Annotated in this window: 15 protein-coding genes; 4 read left to right on the top strand and 11 right to left on the bottom strand. The window is 64.6% G+C overall.

Annotated features, from left to right (window positions below; genetic code table 11):
* The first annotated feature begins 23 nt into the window (after positions 1-23).
* The gene (locus ACVIJ6_RS18995; protein ID WP_456773932.1) at positions 24-2,882 is read left to right on the top strand and encodes a S8 family serine peptidase; all 2,859 of its coding nucleotides are present in this window, start codon (positions 24-26) and stop codon (positions 2,880-2,882) included.
* Between the two features lie 312 nt (positions 2,883-3,194).
* On the opposite strand, the gene ACVIJ6_RS18990 is transcribed toward ACVIJ6_RS18995, so the two are convergent.
* The gene (locus ACVIJ6_RS18990) at positions 3,195-4,124 is read right to left on the bottom strand and encodes a LysR substrate-binding domain-containing protein (protein ID WP_456773931.1); all 930 of its coding nucleotides are present in this window, start codon (positions 4,122-4,124) and stop codon (positions 3,195-3,197) included.
* A 114-nt stretch (positions 4,125-4,238) separates the two neighbouring features.
* On the opposite strand from ACVIJ6_RS18990, the gene katG reads away from it, so the two are divergent.
* The gene (gene katG / locus ACVIJ6_RS18985; protein WP_456773930.1) at positions 4,239-6,419 is read left to right on the top strand and encodes a catalase/peroxidase HPI; all 2,181 of its coding nucleotides are present in this window, start codon (positions 4,239-4,241) and stop codon (positions 6,417-6,419) included.
* A 96-nt stretch (positions 6,420-6,515) separates the two neighbouring features.
* Here katG and ACVIJ6_RS18980 read toward each other — a convergent pair whose 3' ends face one another.
* Positions 6,516-7,328, bottom strand: coding sequence for a lytic murein transglycosylase (locus ACVIJ6_RS18980; RefSeq protein WP_456773929.1), 813 nt, complete (start codon positions 7,326-7,328; stop codon positions 6,516-6,518).
* Positions 7,329-7,675: 347 nt separating this feature from the next.
* Between ACVIJ6_RS18980 and ACVIJ6_RS18975 the strand changes: the two genes are divergently transcribed.
* Together ACVIJ6_RS18975 and ACVIJ6_RS18970 are read left to right on the top strand one after the other, a co-directional pair.
* Positions 7,676-8,845: a patatin-like phospholipase family protein gene (locus tag ACVIJ6_RS18975; RefSeq protein WP_456773928.1), complete on the top strand. Its 1,170-nt coding sequence runs from the start codon at positions 7,676-7,678 to the stop codon at positions 8,843-8,845.
* A gap of 107 nt (positions 8,846-8,952) precedes the next feature.
* Positions 8,953-9,546 (top strand): PepSY domain-containing protein, encoded by a 594-nt coding sequence (locus ACVIJ6_RS18970; protein WP_456773927.1) that lies wholly within the window; start codon positions 8,953-8,955, stop codon positions 9,544-9,546.
* Positions 9,547-9,555: 9 nt separating this feature from the next.
* Here ACVIJ6_RS18970 and ACVIJ6_RS18965 read toward each other — a convergent pair whose 3' ends face one another.
* From ACVIJ6_RS18965 to ACVIJ6_RS18925, 9 genes are all read right to left on the bottom strand, one after another.
* The gene (locus ACVIJ6_RS18965; protein WP_456773926.1) at positions 9,556-10,245 is read right to left on the bottom strand and encodes a TetR/AcrR family transcriptional regulator; all 690 of its coding nucleotides are present in this window, start codon (positions 10,243-10,245) and stop codon (positions 9,556-9,558) included.
* A 156-nt stretch (positions 10,246-10,401) separates the two neighbouring features.
* Positions 10,402-11,124 carry an HAD-IA family hydrolase gene (locus ACVIJ6_RS18960; protein ID WP_456773925.1) on the bottom strand — a complete coding sequence of 241 codons (723 nt, stop codon included), beginning with the start codon at positions 11,122-11,124 and terminating at the stop codon, positions 10,402-10,404.
* Positions 11,121-12,053 (bottom strand): CbbX protein, encoded by a 933-nt coding sequence (gene cbbX / locus ACVIJ6_RS18955; protein WP_456777026.1) that lies wholly within the window; start codon positions 12,051-12,053, stop codon positions 11,121-11,123. The genes ACVIJ6_RS18960 and cbbX overlap by 4 nt, the downstream gene beginning before the upstream one ends.
* Before the next feature lie 158 nt (positions 12,054-12,211).
* Positions 12,212-12,631 (bottom strand): ribulose bisphosphate carboxylase small subunit, encoded by a 420-nt coding sequence (locus ACVIJ6_RS18950; protein ID WP_456773924.1) that lies wholly within the window; start codon positions 12,629-12,631, stop codon positions 12,212-12,214.
* 75 nt (positions 12,632-12,706) lie between these two features.
* Positions 12,707-14,167: a form I ribulose bisphosphate carboxylase large subunit gene (locus ACVIJ6_RS18945; RefSeq protein WP_456773923.1), complete on the bottom strand. Its 1,461-nt coding sequence runs from the start codon at positions 14,165-14,167 to the stop codon at positions 12,707-12,709.
* A 32-nt stretch (positions 14,168-14,199) separates the two neighbouring features.
* Entirely contained in the window at positions 14,200-15,282 is a 1,083-nt protein-coding gene (gene fba / locus ACVIJ6_RS18940) for a class II fructose-bisphosphate aldolase (protein WP_456773922.1), read from the bottom strand.
* Between the two features lie 54 nt (positions 15,283-15,336).
* Entirely contained in the window at positions 15,337-17,364 is a 2,028-nt protein-coding gene (tkt, locus tag ACVIJ6_RS18935; protein ID WP_456773921.1) for a transketolase, read from the bottom strand.
* Positions 17,361-18,236 (bottom strand): phosphoribulokinase, encoded by an 876-nt coding sequence (locus ACVIJ6_RS18930; protein ID WP_012046251.1) that lies wholly within the window; start codon positions 18,234-18,236, stop codon positions 17,361-17,363. The genes tkt and ACVIJ6_RS18930 overlap by 4 nt, the downstream gene beginning before the upstream one ends.
* Before the next feature lie 33 nt (positions 18,237-18,269).
* Entirely contained in the window at positions 18,270-19,313 is a 1,044-nt protein-coding gene (locus ACVIJ6_RS18925) for a class 1 fructose-bisphosphatase (RefSeq protein ID WP_456773920.1), read from the bottom strand.
* Positions 19,314-19,370: the final 57 nt, after the last annotated feature.

Genomic DNA, 19,370 nt, shown 5'->3' with positions numbered 1-19,370 from the left:
GGACGAGCCACGGGGAGCTTGCGATGTCAGCCGATACCGCCATCGTCGCCATCATGTCGGCCACGTCGCCGAACGTCGTCAAGCCGCAAGCGCCCCCTGCCCGCTTCTTCCTGGTGACCCCCGAAGGAGATGACATCGCGGCGACCAAGACCAAGATCGCATCCCAGCTTGCTCCGCTGCACGCCACCGTGACAGCGCTGTCCAGCTCCGCACCGCACGATCTTGTCATCACCATTCCGGACCGCACCTTCGTCGGTCCCGCTCAGGGCGCTTTCCTGGCCGCGCACGCGCTCGAAGACGCGCTCGGCCTTGCACCGATCGAGCCTGAGCTGATTCACGCGATCATGCCGATCGATCAGCTCGACGACCGGCGCGAGCTGGAGGCGGTCGAGAAATTCCCGCCAGGCTGCTGGGTCGACGAGGAAGCCGAGATCGAGCAGAACAAGACATGGGCCGTCAGCCGCTTGCGGCTGCCCGACGCATGGAAGCTTTCCGACGAGCTGGGACGGCCCAGCCGCGGCGCGGGCGTGGCGATCTGCCAGATCGATACGGGCGTCATCAACCATCCGGAGCTGGCGGGGGTCGTTCGCGCAGGCTCCTACAACGTGATCGGAGACGGTACGACGCCGGAAGATCCGACCGATCCGCTGAACTACCCGGGCAATCCCGGCCACGGCACCGCCACCGCCAGCGTCGCGATCAGTCCGGAATCTCTGGACGTCGTCGGCGCGGCTCCCAGGGCCAGGCATATTCCCATTCGCGCGATCGAGAATGTCGTCCGCATCTCGCAGACGAGCGTCGCCGAGGCGATGGATCGGGCCGTCGAATTGGGCGCGGACGTGATCTCACTGTCCCTTGGCGGCATCTGGTCGTGGGCGCTGCAGCGCGCGCTCGAGCGCGCCGTCGCCGCCGATGTGATCGTGGTCGCAGCGGCCGGCAATTGCGTCGGGCTCGTCGTCTGGCCGGCGCGCTTCGGCGATTGCATTGCCGTGGCTGGAACGGACTTCCACGACAAGCCGTGGATCGGCACCTGCCGGGGCCCCACGGTCGCGGTCTCGGCGCCGGGACAGAACGTCTATCGCGCGGCTGCGACCACTGGACGATCCGGCCAGGGGCAAGGCACCAGTTTCGCGGTGGCGCTCGTCGCAGGCGTTGCCGCCTGCTGGCTGGCACATCATGGCCGCGGCACCATCATCGCCGAAGCGCGCCGTCGCAAGGAGACGGTGCAGGAGATGTTCCGGCGGCTGCTGCGCGCCACCGCGCGCAAGCCGGCCCCGGATTGGGATTCGTTCAACATGGGTGTCGGCATCGCCGATGCGCTTGTTTTGCTGCAAGCCGGTTTCGATGCCGGCATTGGCATCGAGGCGCCGCGCGCGCCCGACATGGTCCGTCGGGGCGATGAATCGCTCCGGCAATTCGCCCTCGAAGCATTCGGTCCGCCGGCCCTGAAGGCTGATGTCGACTGGATGAAATTCGGCGGCGAGACCAGCCTTGCCGTTCTTCAACAAAGACTGAGACGGACCGCGCCGGGTCTGGAGTCGGCGGCCGGCGCGGAGATCGAGGTCCCGCTCAAAGTGCGGCAGGCCCTTGAGGCTGTCACGGAGAGCAGCATCGCGCCCGCGATCCGCCCCGCGCGGAGCGATGCCGGACAGCCCGCTGACGAACGCATCGTCCAGTTGAAGCAGATGATTGCGGCGCGCCATGCCGCCGAACGCTCAACCGGAAATCTGGAGAGTGCCGGGGCCGGCGAACTGCGGCTCGCCGAGGCGATCGATCTCGAATCATCCTTGCCGCCGGACGCACCCATGCCGCATCCCGATGACATCCTTCAACGTGTATCAGCGGTCATGGCCGCGATGCCGCCCCGCGAGATCGGCGACCCCGTCGCCTTTCGCCAGGCCCTGGAGGTCATGTACCGGCACGGCAGCCAGGCGCTCAGCAAGCTTCCCGACGTCGGGCTCGGCCAGCAGCAGCACTTCGCCGCCAGCGAGCGCATGGCGCTCGAAGCGATCGTGATCGCGGACGGTTCGCGGCCGAGCTTTCTGCTGGAGAATGGGCTGCCGCCGGCATCCCATCCGTTCCTCGGAATCTGGGCCGCGACGATGGCCGCACGGCGAGACGACATTCAGCGCATCGCCGGATGCGTCGGACGCGTGCAGCCGACGCATGGCAATGCGTCCAACTTCATCGGCACCGCCACCATCGTCGACGCCGCAAGAGGCCTTGCGCTCACCAACTATCACGTCGTCGACGATGCCAGGCGAAAGTGGCTGGTTCCGATGACAGCCAACGGCAATCGCTTGTCGATACCGGCCGGATTGGAAGTCGATTTCGCCGGAGAAGCGGCAACGCTGGACCAGAGGCGGTTCAAGGTGGTCGAGGCCATCCTGCCCGACGGCTTCGGGCGAGGTTTCGGCAGTGTCGACGCTGCCCTGCTGCGGCTTGAGCCGATCACGGCGGGCGATCGGCTGCCGGCAGGGCAAGTCCATCTCGACGCGCGCGCGGCCTTCGCCAATGGCGGCGTTCCGTCCCTGGCGGTGATCGGTTTCCCCGGCCCCGCGCCCATGAGCGGCGGCACGGACGTCGATTGGAATTTCGTCACCAATGCGCTGTTCGGCAACCTGTTCGGCTTCAAGCGGCTCGCGCCCGGCAAATTCAGGCGCAGCCTCGGCTTCGACGAGCACGACACACTCGGCTCGGTGTTCGGGCATGACGCAACGACATTTGGCGGCGCCTCGGGCTCGTTCGTGCTGGCCTGGACGGACCAGGAGATGCCCGGCTTCGGAATCCATTTCGCGGGCGTCACGTCCGATACCAACTCGGCAATTGCGGTAGCCAAGATCGCCGACGTCCTGCGAAAGCTCGATGTATCGGTGGCTTAGAGCGTGATGTCTTTATACGGAAACATATCCTGAGGTTTTGAAGTCGTTGGCGCACTCCCCCTCCGAGAACAGGTCGAGGAGGTCGCCGGCTTTGCAGCCCTTTGCGACTATGGCCATGTACATCGCATCCTCACCGAGTGCGGGGCATATGGGTGACGTGATGTAGGCGACCTGCGCGTAAAAAGACCTGCGCGTAAAAAAATGTCATTCGACAGGGTGATGTCGTCAGAGCACAAAGCACCCCTCAATTCTGGCCCACCATGTCACGGCCTCGCGCCGAGCAAGGCGCGGGAGGTCGACACGAGCAGCGGCTCACCGCCGCCGCTTGCGTCCCTGTCCCATATTGGCCTGTTTGCGCAGGCCCTCTGCGGCGCTGCCGACGATCTCTGAAATCTGCAGCAACTGCTTGGCCAGCGGGCTGGTCTTGCGCCAGACCATGCCGATGGTTCGCGAGGGCTGCGGCTCGGCAAAGCGCGCCAGCGACACCGCGGCCGAGCGCGTCTCGACACCGACCGCCATCTCCGGGATCAAGGTCACCCCCATGCCGGCGCCGACCATCTGCACCAATGTCGAGAGCGAGGAGGCATCCAGCATCTCGCGCGGCGCCTGCATATTGCAGAACGACAGCGCCTGGTCGCGGAAACAGTGCCCCTCCTCCAGCAGCAGCAGGCGCATCTCGCGCAGGCTCTCGCTGCTCGGCACTGGCGCGCCTTCAAACTCGGGCGGCCGCACCAGCAGAAAATTCTCCGCAAACAGCGCGACTTCGGTCAGTGACGGCTCAGACACCGGAAGCGCGAGAATGGCGGCATCGAGCCGCCCCTCCAGCAGCTCTTCGAGCAGGGTCGGCGTCTTCGATTCCCGCACATGAATGTCGATCTCAGGCTGCTTGCGCATCAGGCTCCCGATTACCCGCGGCAGCAGATAGGGCGCGACTGTCGGGATGATGCCGAGGCGGAGTCGGCCGATCAACTTATCGCGAGACGCGCGGGCGAAATCGCCGAGCTCGTCCACCGAGCGCAAAATCTCGCGCACGCGCTCCGCGAGTTGCTCGCCAAAACGCGTCAGCACCACCTGCCGCGCATTGCGTTCCAGCAGGACGCCGCCCAGCGCGTCCTCCATCTCCTTGATTTGCATCGACAACGCCGGCTGCGAGATCGAGCAGGCCTCGGCCGCGCGGCCGAAATGGCCGAGACGCGCCAGCGCATCGAAATAACGGAGCTGCCGCATCGTCAAATGGATCATCAGATTATCTTATCGTGACAATCACCAAAGTCAATTTCCCCTGATCGATCTGGCCGCGTAGGGTCCGGCCGCGCCCGTAGGGGGAAACCATGCCGATCAGGTCAGGAGGCAAAAATGGATGATGTCAGCAAGTGCCCGTTTTCGGGCGGTGCGAAGGGGTTCAAGAACAAGGATTGGTGGCCGAACCAGCTTGATCTCTCGGTGCTGCATCAGCACTCGAACCTTTCCGATCCGCTCGACGAGGCGTTTGATTACGCCAAGGAATTCAAGAGCCTCGATCTCGACGCGCTGGTCAAGGATCTGCACGCTCTGATGACGGATTCGCAGGAATGGTGGCCGGCCGATTTCGGTCATTACGGCCCGCTGTTCATCCGCATGGCCTGGCATGCCGCCGGCACCTATCGCATCGGCGACGGCCGCGGCGGCGCCGGCACCGGTCAGCAGCGTTTCGCCCCGCTGAACAGCTGGCCAGACAACGCCAACCTCGACAAGGCCCGTCGCCTGCTCTGGCCGATCAAGCAGAAATACGGCCAGAAGATCTCCTGGGCCGACCTGTTCGTGCTCACCGGCAACGTCGCGCTGGAATCGATGGGCTTCAAGACCTTCGGCTTCGGCGGCGGTCGCGCCGACACCTGGGAGCCGGAGCAGGACATCTATTGGGGTCCTGAGGGCAAGTGGCTCGCCGACGAGCGCTACAGCGGCGATCGTGAGCTCGCAGGCTCATTGGCGGCCGTGCAGATGGGCCTGATCTACGTCAACCCGGAAGGCCCGAACGGCAACCCCGACCCGCTGGCTGCCGCGCGCGACATCCGCGAGACGTTCGCCCGCATGGCGATGAACGACGAGGAAACGGTGGCGTTGATCGCCGGTGGTCACACCTTCGGCAAGACCCACGGCGCCGGTGACGCGTCGCTGGTCGGTGCGGAGCCGGAAGGCGCCGACATCGCGCAGCAGGGCCTCGGCTGGGCCAACAAATATGGTTCGGGCAAGGGCGGCGACGCCATCACCTCAGGTCTCGAGGTGATCTGGACCACGACGCCGACCAAGTGGAGCAACAACTTCTTCTGGAACCTGTTCGGCTATGAATGGGAGCTGACCAAGAGCCCGGCCGGCGCACACCAGTGGAAGCCGAAGCACGGCGCCGGCGCCAACACCGTGCCGGATGCGCATGATCCATCCAAGCGCCACGCGCCGTCGATGCTCACCACCGACCTCGCGCTGCGCTTCGACCCGGCCTATGAGAAGATCTCGCGCCGCTTCCTGGAGAACCCGGATCAGTTCGCCGACGCCTTCGCCCGCGCCTGGTTCAAGCTGACCCACCGCGATATGGGTCCGAAGGCGCGCTATCTCGGCCCGCTGGTGCCGAAGGAAGACCTGGTCTGGCAGGATCCGGTGCCGGCGCTCGATCATCCCGTCGTCGACGACAAGGATGTCGCAGCACTCAAGGCGAAGATCCTCGCTTCGGGCCTGTCGGTCGCGCAGCTGATCTCGACCGCCTGGGCCTCGGCCTCCACGTTCCGCGGCTCGGACAAGCGGGGCGGCGCCAATGGCGCGCGCATCCGTCTTGCTCCGCAGAAGGATTGGGCGGTCAACAACCCGGCCGAACTCGCCAAGGTGCTCTCGACGCTCGAGGGTATCCAGAAGGAGTTCAATGCATCGGCCACCGGTGGCAAGAAGATCTCGATTGCCGACCTGATCGTGCTGGCCGGCAACGCGGGTGTCGAAGCCGCGGCCAAGAAGGCCGGCGTCGAGGTGACGGTGCCGTTCGCACCGGGCCGCACCGACGCCTCGCAGGAGCAGACCGACGTCGAGTCGTTCGCGGTGCTTGAACCGACCCATGACGGTTTCCGCAACTATCTCAGCGGCAAGCAGTGGCTGTCCGGCGAGGAGCTGCTGGTCGACAAGGCCCAGCTGCTGACCCTGACCGCGCCGGAGTTGACCGTGCTGGTCGGCGGCCTGCGCGTGCTCGGCGCCAATGCCAATGGCTCCAAGCACGGCGTGTTCACGGCGCAGACGGAGACGCTCTCGAACGACTTCTTCGTCAACCTGCTCGACATGGGCGTGGCCTGGACGCCGGTCGACAAGGGCGAGCACACCTTCGAGGGCCGTGACCGCAAGTCCGGCGCAGTGAAGTGGACCGCGACCCGCGCCGACCTGATCTTCGGCTCGCACTCGCAGCTGCGCGCGCTGGCTGAAGTCTATGCCAGCTCGGACGCCAAGCAGAAGTTCGTCAAGGATTTCGTCGCCGCCTGGACCAAGGTGATGAACCTCGACCGCTTCGATCTGAAGGCCTGAGTCTAGCGTCACGGCCGATCGGATCAGAGAAGAGCGGCGCTTCAGCAATGAAGCGCCGCTTTTTCATGTTCACATGCTGAGCGCTGAGGGCGCTTCTTACCGCTGCGCGGCTGAGCCGCCGCCGTCGATCTGGCGGCCCATCAGCGCGATGGCCTTCTGATAGACCCCGGCCGCGTTCCAGGCCTCGATGGCGACGAAGTTCGGCTCGCCCGGCTGATAGCCCGCCCCCGGCTTCCAGCCATTGGCGCGCAGGAAGTTCGCGGTCGAGGCGAGCGCGTTGGCGGCAACGTCGAGATTGCCGACTCCATAAGCGAGGATGTTCTTCGGCATGAACTGGGTCTGACCGACCTCGCCATGCATCGAGCCGCGCGTGGCACCTGACAGCACACCGCGATCGATCAGCTTCAGCGCGGCATAGAGCTGCTCGGTGAAGAATTCCGGACGGCGGCAGTCGTAAGCGAGCGTGGCGATCGACGACAGCATATGCTGGTTGCCGCGCTGGCTGCCGAAGCCGCTCTCCATGCCCCAGATCGCGATCAGCGGCCCCGGCGGCACGCCGTAACGCTGCTCGATCGAGGCGAACATCGCCGCCTGCGATTGCTTGAGCTGGCGGCCGCGCCCGACGATCGCCGCGGCGCCGCGCTTGGCCAGGAACTGATCGAGCGACAGGCTGAAGCTGCGCTGGCCGCGATCGGCCGCGATCGTGGCCGTCGCATAATTGGTCTGCATCAAGGCCGCGAGCGCGGTGCCGCCGATCCCCTTGGCACGCGCCTCCTCGCTGAACTCACGCTTCCAGACCTCGAAGCCCGCAGGCGAAGTGCCGCACTGCGCCGCCTGCGCACCGCTCAGTCCCGCAAGCAGCACCATCGCGGTCAAAGCCGTCCTGATCATGGCCTGGCCCTTGGTCATTCCGCTGTCCTCTTCTCTGGCACGCGCGCTCACGCATCTTCCTGAGCGGCTCATGCGTTTGCACGTGGTATCAACGCAGTCATCGGCATCGCCGTGCCGCGCTGTTGAACCGCCGCAACCTATCGGAAATGACGTCCATGTCCTAGCCGCAGGCGCTGGATCGCAGCCACTCCGGTTCCCATCTGCGCGGTGGCTGTCGCGGCGCATGCATTGCTGGGCTCGAAGGCCTGCTCTATGCGATCGAGGGTTCGCTCTGCGCGCCACGATGGGCGGCGTTCTTTTCAAGGCTTGATTAATGCACGTGAACGATACTATACGGTATCGTTTTTAGGCAGATGGAGTGCGGCGTGAAACCAGGTTCAAGGCAGGCGGGCAGCATAGCCGTCGCAATCTGCACTCTCGCGCTACTGCTCTCAGCCTGCGCGTCTGTTCAGCGCGCGACCTACTCGGCGGATGAGGCCAAGCGGGCCCGCATCGACGGTTTCGGCGCAATCCGCATGTGGGCCGATGCGTCCCCCGAGACCTTCAACGTGGCCTCGTTCAAGCCGAGGCCACAGCCGAACCGGCCCTTCGCCTATCTTGCGCTGTCCGGCGGCGGCGGCGATGGCGCGTTCGGCGCCGGAATTCTGAACGGCTGGAGCGAGAGCGGCGCGCGTCCTGAATTCACGATCGTCTCGGGCGTGAGCACTGGCGCCTTGATCGCGCCTTTTGCGTTTCTCGGACCGGCTTACGATCCGACGCTGAAGGAGATGTATACGAGCGGCCTCGCCAGTTCGTTCGCCGCCTCTCCCAATGCGCTGGGGGCGGTATTTGGCTCCGCACTGTTCGACAACCAGCCGCTTCGCGACGCCATCAGCCGGTATGCAACGGCCGAGTTGCTGGAAGCGATTGCCAGGGAACACGCAAAGGGGCGACGGCTGTTCGTCGTGACCACCGATCTGGATGCGGGCCGCCCGGTGCTGTGGAACATGGGTGAGATCGCGTCAGCGCGAACGCCGCAGGCGCTCGCTTTATTCCGGCAGGTGCTGACGGCATCAGCCAGCGTTCCCGTCGCCTTCCCGCCGTCACTGATCGCCGCTTCGTCCGACGGCAAGCCGATCGAGGAGATGCATGTCGATGGTGGTGTTTCGACGCAGGTCTTCACTTTTCCCGATCGCCTGCTGATGCAGCCCGACGGCTCTCGACGCATGGCAGCACCGAAACCAGCGATTTACATCATCATGAACGGCCGGATCTCGACCGAATTCCAGCCCGTCGAGAACAGCACCAAGGCAATCGCGATCCGCTCGCTGGGGATGAAGAGCAAGCGCGAGATCCAGGGCTATCTGTCGGCGACCTATCAATTTGCCAAGCATAACGGGCTCGCCTTCAACATGACAGCGATCGACTCATCCGTTCCCGAAGGCCCGGGAGTGGGATTCGATACCGACTATATGCGCTCGCTGTATGCGCTCGGCTATGACAGCGCCCGCTCCGGCCAGTTCTGGGTCCAGACCCCCGCTCCGCCGCGATCTTGACAGAGACAAGGAAGGGAATTACAAAACGATACAGTTTCGTTTTACCTTACTGCTTTGGCGGGGAATCCTCTACAAGCACCGACCGATGTCGAAGACAGCGGGGAGCCATGAGACGAATCATTCTGTTCACTTTCGTGCTGTTGTCGTGGAACTCGCTGGCCCATGCGGTCCCCGATGCCTCGACCGGCGGAGGACAAGCTTCGGATTCGCAGGCCTCAAGCTCGAATGATCCGGCGCTGAGCCAGGAAGCCATCGACCGCGAGCTCGACCGGTTCCGCCGCACGGAGGTGTCGCTGCACCAGGCGCTGAGGATCGCCGAGAAAATTCATCCCGGCTCGAAAACCGCAGACATCAGCTTCGAAGGCGGCCTCGACGTGCCCGTCTACAAGGTCCGGACTCTGCAAAGCGGACAGATCTGGGAGTCCGACATCGACTGCTCCACCGCCAAGGTGCTGAACAGCGTGCTGTTCTCGACGGTCCAGGGGCTGAATGAAAGCGACCGCAACAGCCTGACCGCGCTCGATACGGTGTCGCTGAAGATGTCGGATGCGATCCGGATCGCCGAGCGATCCGCGGCAGGCAAGGCGATCAGCGGTGGCCTGATGACCAAGGACGGCAAGCTCGCCTTTGTCGTGGTGGTGGTCAGCGGCAAGGATCTGAAGCAGGTCACGCTCGAGCCTACGGCGACGCGGCGACGCTGATCGCGCGCCTCAATCCTTGCCTTGCAGAGCGAGGAAGATCTTGACCCGCTCGCGAATAAAGACGGGCATCTGCTTGCGAATGGTCTTCTCGTCCAATCCCATCAGCGCGCGCATGATCAACGGCGAAACGGTCAGATCGATGAAGATCTCCGCAGAGGCCTCCCAGGCCTTTGCCGGCAGGCGTTGCGCCCTGCTGCCGGGAGAGCGGAGCGTATCGGCCAGCAGCACGGCCACCGCATGCGCCGCACGCTTGCGCGTGACCTCGTGAACCTCGCAGCTGAGATCGGGAAAGCGATAGGCCTCTCCAATCGCGACGCGCAACAGGCCGAGCGTCTCCTTCAGCCCGCGGTTGACGATGGTCATCGCCAGCCCGATCAGCTTCTCCTGAACAGTTCCGGCGGGCGCCGTGTAGGAGCCGAAATTCATCAGTTCATTGACGGAGCGCTCGATGATGGCCGCAAACAAGGCCGGCTTGCCGGAGTATCGCGCATAGATGGTCGGTTTGGATGCCGGTGCCCGTTCGGCGATTTCATCGATGCTGGTGCCGTCGAATCCGCGCTCCAGAAAGACCTCGCGCGCGGCATCCAGGATCCGCGCTTCGATGTCGCCGGCCAATGCCTTCGGAGGCCGGCCCACCCGACCGCGCACGGCCCCCCGCGCTACGGCACTCCGCTTAACCTTGGCCTGCGTGCGGGCCATACTCCCGGACCTCGAGTCGACATGTGAACATGTCGATAACGCATTACACGGTCTGGGCGCCGCCGCGATAGAACGCGATTGTGGGAGCAGCTATGCGCACGCATAGTGGCGTACAACATCGGAAGCCCTTGAAGACGCTCACTTCATCGAAAAACCTCAGACGCCGAGTTCGCTGAGGTCGTCGAGCACTGCGAGCGCGCCGTCGAAGATATCGTCGTGAAAGTAAAGGCTCCGCGTGATGAGCACCGGCACGCCGGCGCGGGTCGCCGCCATCAGCCCATTGCCTGAATCCTCGATCGCGAGGCAGCTTGCACCAGGCAGATCAAGTTGTGACAGCACCTCGATATAGACGTCCGGCGCCGGCTTCTTCCGCGCGACGTCGTCGGCAGCAACGACCGCTGCGAACATCGTCTCCCAATCCTGACCCAATACGGGGGCCAGCAGCGAATCAATATTGACCCGCGTGGTGGTGGTCGCAATTGCCATCCGCTGCCCGCGACCGATTGCCGCGTCGAGCAGCCCCCTCACTCCGGGGCGCAATGGACAGCCCTTGTCGGCCATCAGCGCGGCAAAACGCTCCGTCTTGACCCGATGCAGCCGGGCAATGATGGCATCGCTCAGTGGCGGCCCCGTCCGTCGCATCTGGTCGAAGGCGCGAATACGTTCCTTGCCGCCAGCCACCCGCAACAATTCCTTGTAGACACGGCGTCCCCAGTGCCAATCGATGCCGGTCGCCACGAAGGCTTCATTGAAGGCCTCGCGATGCAGTTCCTCGGTTTCCGCCAACGTGCCGTCAACATCGAAGATCAGCGCACCGGCATCGGCGATCCGGCGCTTGAGGTCGTCGAGCGCGGCGTTTTTCACCAGCGCGAGACTCATGGCTGCGCCTCCGTCTTGCCCTGCCCGTTCGCGAACACGCGGCTCGCCAGCACGTCGCTGGCCTCGATCGACATCACTTCATCGGACGTCAGCACACGGTCGAGCCGCGACACCAGGCGGTTGGCCTGACGCAGGCGGACGCGATCCAGCGCATTACGGATGGAGCGCGCATTGGAGAACAGCGGCTGCGTGCGGCGCACGGCGATATATTTTTCGAATGCTGCACGCGCCTCCGGCGAGAAGCGGTAGTTCTGCCCTTCCAGCATCATCTCGGCAATCGTCAACAGCTCGCCCTCAGAATAGTCCGGGAAGTCGATATGATGGGCGATACGGGAGCGGAAGCCGGGATTGCTCTGAAAGAACTTCTCCATGCGATCGGCATAACCGGCGAGGATCACCACGAGGTCCTCACGCTGCGACTCCATGATCTGCAGCAGGATCTCGATCGATTCCTGTCCGTAGTCCCGTTCGTTCTCGGGCCGATAGAGATAATAGGCCTCGTCGATGAACAGCACGCCACCCATCGCCTTCTTCAGTACCTCCTTGGTCTTCGGTGCAGTATGGCCGATATATTGACCGACGAGATCGTCGCGGGTGACGCTGATCACGTGGCCGCGGCGGACGAAGCCGAGCCGGTGCAGGATGCCGGCCATGCGCAGCGCGACCGTGGTCTTGCCGGTGCCGGGATTGCCGGTGAATGACATGTGCAAGGTCGGAAAGGTCGTCGCCAGCCCCATCTTCCGCCGGATACGCTCCATCAGCAGCAGCGAGGCGATCTCGCGGATCCGCGTCTTGACCGGCGCGAGACCGACCAGCTCACGGTCGAGCTGTTCCAGGACGGGTGCGATCTCGACGCTTTCGAACTCGCGGCGCAAGTCGATGGTATCGACCGGGGTCGCCTGACTGGCGTCCGCCTGCGTGGCCTGCATCATGGATTCGTGCTCCGCTTGCCGAAGTTCGCACGCGCTGGCGGCAGCTCCTCCCGCGAACTCCGGCAAACAGGGGACGCCGTCAAATCGAATTCATCGTCACCGCAGAGCCGGCGCTGAAGTCTCGTTCTACCCGTGGGACTTCAGCGCCGCTGACGTTAGGAGTAGCGCTCGCCTTCCGGGCGCTCGGCCGCGTAGGACCGCGTCGAGTAACGCACATTGCGGCCGACAGTTTCCTGACGATCGAGCCGGAAGCCTGGCTCATGCTTCGGACGATTGACGATGAAGGACAGCCGGGTCGATTCCCAGCCATGGCTGGAATCGAATGCCGAAATTCGGATGTAGCGCTCGCCATAGATCTTCCGGCATTCGGTCAGCTCGTGCATGATGCCGGCCGCATCGCGCAGATCGAACATCGGCAGGCCCCACATCTCCCAATAGGTGTTTCGTGGGTGCGGATCGTCGGTGAACTCGATGTTCACGGCCCAGCCCTTGTCGAGGCAGTACTGGACCTGAGCCGTGATCTGATCGTCGGTCAGATCGGGCAGAAAAGAGAAGCAGCCTTGAGTCACGCGCATGTTGATATCTCCTGATGTGGCGCAGCCTGGCGAGCCGGTGTCCGGCCCGCAGCGCGGCGGCGTATCGAACCCGGGTTAAGCGGCGGGAGTGACGGTCGGCACGAAGTCCGGCGAGTCGGTGGATTCGTAGTTGAATGTCACGTCCTTCCAGATCTCCAGCGCTTCGCGCAGCGGTGTGCAGGTCTGCGCCGCCTTGGCCAGGATCTCCGGGCCCTCATGCACGTAGTCGCGGCCCTCGTTGCGGGCGAGGATCATCGCTTCGAGCGCGACGCGGTTGGCGGTGGCGCCGGCGGCGATGCCGCGCGGATGGCCGATGGTGCCGCCGCCGAACTGCAGCACGACATCCTCGCCGAGCAGATCGAGCAGCTGGTGCATCTGGCCGGCGTGAATGCCGCCGGACGCCACCGGCATCAGCTTGTTCAGGCTGGCCCAATGCTGGTCGAAGAACACGCCATGCTCCAGCCGCATCGGATTGAAGTCCTCGCGACAGATGTCGTAATAGCCGCGCGTGGTGTTCGGATCGCCTTCCAGCTTACCGACCACGGTGCCGGCATGAATGTGATCGACACCAGCGAGCCGCATCCACTTGGCGATGACCCGGAACGACACGCCGTGCGCGCGCTGCCGCGTGTAGGTCGAGTGACCGGCGCGATGCAGGTGCAGGATCATGTCGTTGCGGCGCGCCCATTTCGCCATCGACTGGATCGCGGTGTAGCCGATCACGAGGTCGATCATGATGATCGTCGAGCCGAGCTCCTTGGCGAACTCGGCACGCTCATACATGTCCTCCATGGTCGCCGCGGTGACGTTGAGATAGGTGCCCTTGATCTCGCCGGTCGCCGCCTGCGCCTTATTGACTGCCTCCATGCAATACAGGAAGCGCTCGCGCCAATGCATGAAGGGCTGCGAGTTGATGTTCTCGTCGTCCTTGGTGAAGTCGAGACCGCCCTTCAGCGCCTCGTAGACCACGCGGCCGTAGTTGCGGCCGGACAGGCCGAGCTTCGGCTTGACGGTGGCGCCGAGCAGCGGCCGGCCGAACTTGTCGAGCCGCTCACGCTCGACGACGATGCCGGTGGCCGGGCCCTGGAACGTCTTCACAAAGGCGACCGGAAGCCGCATGTCCTCGAGGCGCAGCGCCTTGAGCGGCTTGAAGCCGAACACGTTGCCGATGATCGAGGCGGTGAGGTTGGCGATCGAGCCCGGCTCGAACAGATCGAGATCATAGGCGATGTAGGCGAAGTAGCTGCCCGGCGAGCCCGGCACCGGCTCGACCCGGTAGCACTTGGCGCGATACTTCTCGGCCGCCGTGAGGCGGTCGGTCCAGACCACGGTCCAGGTCGCGGTCGAGGACTCACCGGCGACGGCCGCGCAGGCCTCGATCGGGTCGACACCGTCCTGCGGCGTGACGCGGAACAGCGCTATCACGTCGGTGTCCTTGGGCTGATAGGACGGTTCCCAATAGCCCATCTTCTTGTATTCCATGACGCCGGACTTGTAGCGATCCTTGCCGCGCACGGTGATGGATTGATCGTTCATGTGTTCCTCCTGATTCTCGTTGTGGTGTGGTCTCACGCGGCCTCAGTCATTCCCCCAATTCGCGGATCGAGCGCGCCGGAGCGATAGCGCTTGGCCATCTCCGATAGCGGCAGCACCTTGATCTTCGAGGCATTGCCGGCAGCGCCGAACTGCTCGAAGCGCTCGCGGCACAATTCGCGCATCGAATCCATCGCCGGCTTCAGGAATTTGCGCGGATCGAACTCGACCTTCGACGACGCGCCGACCTTGCGGAAGATCGCGGTCATCGCCAGCCGGCAATCGGTGTCGATATTAACCTTGCGCACGCCGTGACGGATGCCGCGCACGATCTCCTCGACCGGCACGCCCCAGGTCTGCGGCATCTCGCCGCCAAACTGGTTGAACATGTCCTGCAGCGCCTGCGGCACCGAGGACGAGCCGTGCATCACCAGATGCGTGTTCGGCAGCCGGCGGTGGATCTCCTCGATCACGTTCATGGCGAGGATCTCGCCATCCGGCTTGCGCGAGAATTTATAGGCACCATGCGAGGTCCCCATGGCGATCGCCAGCGCGTCGACCTTGGTGGCGCGGACGAAATCGACCGCCTGGTCGGGATCGGTCAGCAGCTGCTCGCGGCTGACCTTGCCCTCGAGGCCGTGGCCGTCCTCCTGCTCGCCGCCGCCATGCTCCAACGAGCCAAGCACACCGAGCTCGCCCTCGACGGAGGCACCGACCCAATGCGCCATCTCGACGACCCGCCGTGTGATGTCGACATTATACTCATAGTCCGCGGCGGTCTTGGCATCGGCCTTGAGCGAGCCGTCCATCATGACCGAGGTGAAGCCATATTTGATCGCGGTCGCGCAGGTGGCCTCGTCATTGCCGTGGTCCTGGTGCAGGCACAGCGGGATCTGCGGATACATCTCCTCCAGCGCGTCGATCATCTTCGACAGCATGATGTCGCCGGCATAAGAGCGCGCGCCGCGCGAGGCCTGGATGATCACCGGCGCGTCGACGGCAGCGGCCGCCTCCATGATCGCAAGCCCCTGCTCCATGTTGTTGATGTTGAAAGCCGGCACGCCGTAGCCGCGCTCGGCGGCATGGTCCAGCAATTGTCTGAGCGTGATCCGCGCCATGATTCGTCTCCGTCCCTGTTCGTGTGTTGTGTCGTGTGGCTCTCGGGCGGCCGCTCAGGACGCCCGCGCCCGGATGATGTTGCGCATGGCGGCATCGGCCACTGCCGCGGGCGTGATGCCGAACTCGCGGTACAGCACCTCGGCGGGCGCCGAGGCGCCAAAGCCCTGCATGCCCACGAACTCGCCGCTGTCGCCGAGCCAGCGCGCCCAGTCGCCCTCGATGGCAGCCTCGACGCCGATGCGCGGCGCGCTGCCCAGCACTTGAGCGCGATACTCCGCGGACTGGTTGCGGAACAGTTCGAAACAGGGCGCCGATACCACCGCGGCATGCACACCTTCGGCCGCCAGCAGCTTTGCCGCCTCCAGCGCGATCGCCACCTCCGAGCCGGTCGCGATCAAAGTGACGTCGCGGCCACCTTCGGGCTCGACCACCACATAGGCGCCAAGCGCCACCTTGTTGTGGTCGGACGCGTCGGTACGGAAGGCCGGCAGCGCCTGGCGCGACAGGCACAGCACGGAAGGTGAGGTCTCGGCGCGCAGCGCGCAGTCCCAGGCTTCCGCCGTCTCGACCGCATCGGCCGGACGGAACACCAGGAGATTGGGAATGGCGCGCAGGCTGGCGACATGTTCCACCGGCTGATGCGTCGGGCCGTCCTCACCGAGGCCGATGGAATCGTGGGTCATCACATGGATGACGCGGATGCCCATCAGCGCGGCGAGGCGGATCGCCGGCCGGCTGTAGTCGGCAAAGGCCAGGAAGGTGCCGCCATAGGGAATGAAGCCGCCGTGCAGCGCGATGCCGTTCATGGCCGCCGCCATCGCATGCTCACGAACACCGTAATGCACGTAGTTGCCGTCCATGGTCGCCGGCGTCACCGACTTGTGTGTCTTCGCCTTGGTCAGGTTGGAGTGGGTCAGATCCGCGGAGCCGCCGAGCAGATTGGGCAGCACCGTCGCAATCACATCGATGACGTTCTGCGAGGCCTGACGCGTGGCGATCTTCGGCCGCTCGGCCGTGAGCTGCGCGATGAACTGCGCCATGCGCTCGGTATAGGCCGCCGGCAGCTTCTTGTTCAGCGCATCGTGGCATGGCGAGCGGTCCGCAGTGCACAGCTTGCGCGCCCGCTCCTTCCAGGCCTGCCGAACGCTGTGGCCGCGCGCGCCGATCTCGCGCCAGCTCACCAGCACGTCAGCCGGAATCTCGAACGGCCGGTGCGGCCAGTGCAGTGCGGCGCGGGTCTTCTCGACCTCCTCCGGCCCGAGCGGCGCGCCATGCGCCTTCTCCGAACCCTGGCGTCCCGGCGAGCCGAAGCCGATCGTCGTGCGGCAGGCGATCATCGTGGGCCGGTCGCTCTGCTTGGCCGCTGCGATCGCAGCCGCAATCGCTTCGGGGTCATGGCCGTCGATGCGGGACGTCGCCCAGCCCGAGGCGGCGAAGCGGCCGAGCTGATCGTCCGAACAGGCCAGTCCGGTCGAGCCGTCGATCGAGATGCCATTGTCATCGAACAGCACGATCAGGCGGTTCAGCCGCAGATGCCCGGCGAGCGAGATCGCCTCATGGCTGATGCCCTCCATCAGGCAGCCATCGCCGGCGATGACGTAGGTGTAGTGATCGATCAACTCGTCGCCATAGCGCGCGTTCATCAGGCGCTCGGCCAGCGCCATGCCGACGGCCGTGGCGATGCCCTGCCCGAGCGGTCCCGTCGTGGTCTCGACGCCGGGCGTGTGACCATATTCCGGATGCCCGGGCGTCTTGGCGCCCCACTGCCGGAATCTCTTGATCTCGTCGATCGTGACCGCCTCGTAGCCCGTCAGGTGCAGCAGCGCATAGAGCAGCATCGAACCATGACCGGCCGACAGCACGAAGCGGTCGCGATCGGGCCAGGTCGGGTCGGCCGGATCGAACTTCATGAAGCGCGAGAACAGCACGGTGGCGACGTCGGCCATGCCCATTGGCATGCCCGGATGACCCGACTTCGCCTTCTCCACGGCATCGATCGCGAGAAAGCGGATGGCGTTCGCCATCTCGGCGTGAGCCGGATCAGCCTTTACGGCAGGCTTTTGCAGAGCAGTGGCGGTCATAGTGTGCGCCTCTTTCGGTCCATCAGTTGCATGATCATCGGTGTGAGAATGAGCTGCATGGCGAGATCGAGCTTCGAGCCATGGATCACGATCGAATTGGCGCGCGACATGAAGCTGCCCTGGATCATCGAGAGCAGATAGGGGAAGTCGATGCCGCGCGGGTTCTTGAGACGGATCACGACCATCGATTCGTCGGGCGTCGGGATCCAGCGCGCAATGAACGGATTGGACGTATCGACCGTCGGCACACGCTGGAAGTTGATGTCGGTCTCCGAGAATTGCGGGATGATGTAGTTCACATAGTCCGGCATGCGCCGCAGGATGGTGTCGGTCACGGCCTCGGTGGTGTAGCCGCGCGAAGCGCGGTCGCGATGCAGCTTCTGGATCCATTCCAGGTTGATCACCGGGACGACGCCGATCTTCAGATCGGCATGCTGCGCAATGTTGACCTTCTCGGTGACGACGGCGCCATGCAGGCCTTCGTAGAACAGAAGATCGGAATCATCCGGCAGCCGGCTCCACTCGGTGAAATTGCCCGGCCTCGTATCGTAAAGCCGCGCCTCCTCCTCGTCGTGCACATAGTGGCGGGTCATGCCGGTGCCGGTCTCGGAGTAATCGCGAAACGTCTTCTCGAGCTCCTCGAACAGATTGGTATCCGGGCTGAAATGGCTGAAATGCTTGTTGCCGCGTTCAGCCTCCTCGACCATCTTGCGGCGCATCTCTTCGCGGTTGTAGCGATGGAACGCATCGCCCTCGATATAGGCCGCCTTGACGTTCTCGCGGCGGAAGATGTTCTCGAAGGTCTTCTTGACCGAGGTGGTGCCGGCCCCCGACGAGCCGGTGATCGAGATGATGGGATGACGACGTGACATGAACTTTCTCCGGAAGTCTCGCTCGGTAGCCGCTCAGCGGAATAGGCCGCGCCGCGCGAACAAGGGCGCATCGCTGGTCTCGAACAGCGGCTCGACGCCCTCATGCAGCATGTCGACGTCACGAACGAGGCGGACATCGCCCATGATCAGCGGCGCCCGCTGATGCGGCGAGCGCGCCGACAATTCGAGAATCCGCGAGCGGCCACTCGACGCCGAGCCACCGGCCCATTCCATGATCAGCGCCATCGGATGGGCTTCGTAGACCAGCCGCAACCGGCCCTCGCGATAGCCGGGGCGGGAATCGGCCGGATAGAGGAAGACGCCGCCGCGCATCAGAATGCGATAGGCCTCCGCCACCAGCGAGGCGATCCAGCGCATGTTGAAATCGCGGCCGCGCGGGCCGGCTGCGCCCGACAGGCACTCGTCGACATAATTGCGCACCGTGCCGCTCCAATGCCGGCGGTTCGAGGCATTGATCGCAAACTCCGGCGTATCCTGCGGAATGCGCAGGCCGGACCTTGCCAGCACGAACTCGCGCAGTATCGGATGCAACACGTACAGGTCGACGCGATGGTCGATCGCTAGCACCAGGCAGGTCTGCGGTCCGTAGACGAAGAAGCCGGCGGCGCGCTGCGCCGTGCCGGGCTCGAAGAAGCTGGAGAGAACGTCGCGTCCTCTGGGCCGGATCGAGAAGATGGTGCCGACCGAAATGTTGTTCTGCAGGTTGGAGGAGCCGTCGAGCGGATCGATCGCCACGCAAAGTGGGGCAGCAGCATTGACCGTTTCCGGCCGGTCGACCTCTTCGGACAGGATACCTGCCACCGGCGCCTTTCGCAGCGCGTCACGCATCAGATTGTCGGCGACGATATCCAGCGCCTTCTGCACGTCGCCGTCGGCGTTCACCGTCGCAGCGCCCTCGTCGAACCCCGCAAGCGGCGCGATCGCGATCTGTCGGGCGAGCTCCCGCGCGGCATCGGCGAGAGCCACGATGACGGCGGCGCAGTCGGCGTCCGCGTTCTGCAACGCGAGATGAGCCTGCAATGTCGGGTTTTGTTCCATGGGCCACTCCCTTGCCATCAGCTCCTTTATTGGGAGGAGCTTGATGAAGCTGCACGAAGGCGTCGTGCGGCGCTG

It is taken from the genome of Bradyrhizobium sp. USDA 4369, assembly GCF_054056435.1.
Note: the sequence above shows the minus strand (reverse complement) of the source record. Positions and strands in the feature narration are given on the sequence as shown.

Coding starts and splice junctions, on each gene's coding strand:
- ACVIJ6_RS18995 (WP_456773932.1), top strand. CDS start 24: ATGTCAGCCGATACCGCCATCGTCGCCATCATGTCGGCCACGTCGCCG.
- ACVIJ6_RS18990 (WP_456773931.1), bottom strand. CDS start 4,124: ATGATCCATTTGACGATGCGGCAGCTCCGTTATTTCGATGCGCTGGCG.
- katG (WP_456773930.1), top strand. CDS start 4,239: ATGGATGATGTCAGCAAGTGCCCGTTTTCGGGCGGTGCGAAGGGGTTC.
- ACVIJ6_RS18980 (WP_456773929.1), bottom strand. CDS start 7,328: ATGACCAAGGGCCAGGCCATGATCAGGACGGCTTTGACCGCGATGGTG.
- ACVIJ6_RS18970 (WP_456773927.1), top strand. CDS start 8,953: ATGAGACGAATCATTCTGTTCACTTTCGTGCTGTTGTCGTGGAACTCG.
- ACVIJ6_RS18965 (WP_456773926.1), bottom strand. CDS start 10,245: ATGGCCCGCACGCAGGCCAAGGTTAAGCGGAGTGCCGTAGCGCGGGGG.
- ACVIJ6_RS18960 (WP_456773925.1), bottom strand. CDS start 11,124: ATGAGTCTCGCGCTGGTGAAAAACGCCGCGCTCGACGACCTCAAGCGC.
- cbbX (WP_456777026.1), bottom strand. CDS start 12,053: ATGCAGGCCACGCAGGCGGACGCCAGTCAGGCGACCCCGGTCGATACC.
- ACVIJ6_RS18950 (WP_456773924.1), bottom strand. CDS start 12,631: ATGCGCGTGACTCAAGGCTGCTTCTCTTTTCTGCCCGATCTGACCGAC.
- ACVIJ6_RS18945 (WP_456773923.1), bottom strand. CDS start 14,167: ATGAACGATCAATCCATCACCGTGCGCGGCAAGGATCGCTACAAGTCC.
- fba (WP_456773922.1), bottom strand. CDS start 15,282: ATGGCGCGGATCACGCTCAGACAATTGCTGGACCATGCCGCCGAGCGC.
- tkt (WP_456773921.1), bottom strand. CDS start 17,364: ATGACCGCCACTGCTCTGCAAAAGCCTGCCGTAAAGGCTGATCCGGCT.
- ACVIJ6_RS18930 (WP_012046251.1), bottom strand. CDS start 18,236: ATGTCACGTCGTCATCCCATCATCTCGATCACCGGCTCGTCGGGGGCC.
- ACVIJ6_RS18925 (WP_456773920.1), bottom strand. CDS start 19,313: ATGGCAAGGGAGTGGCCCATGGAACAAAACCCGACATTGCAGGCTCAT.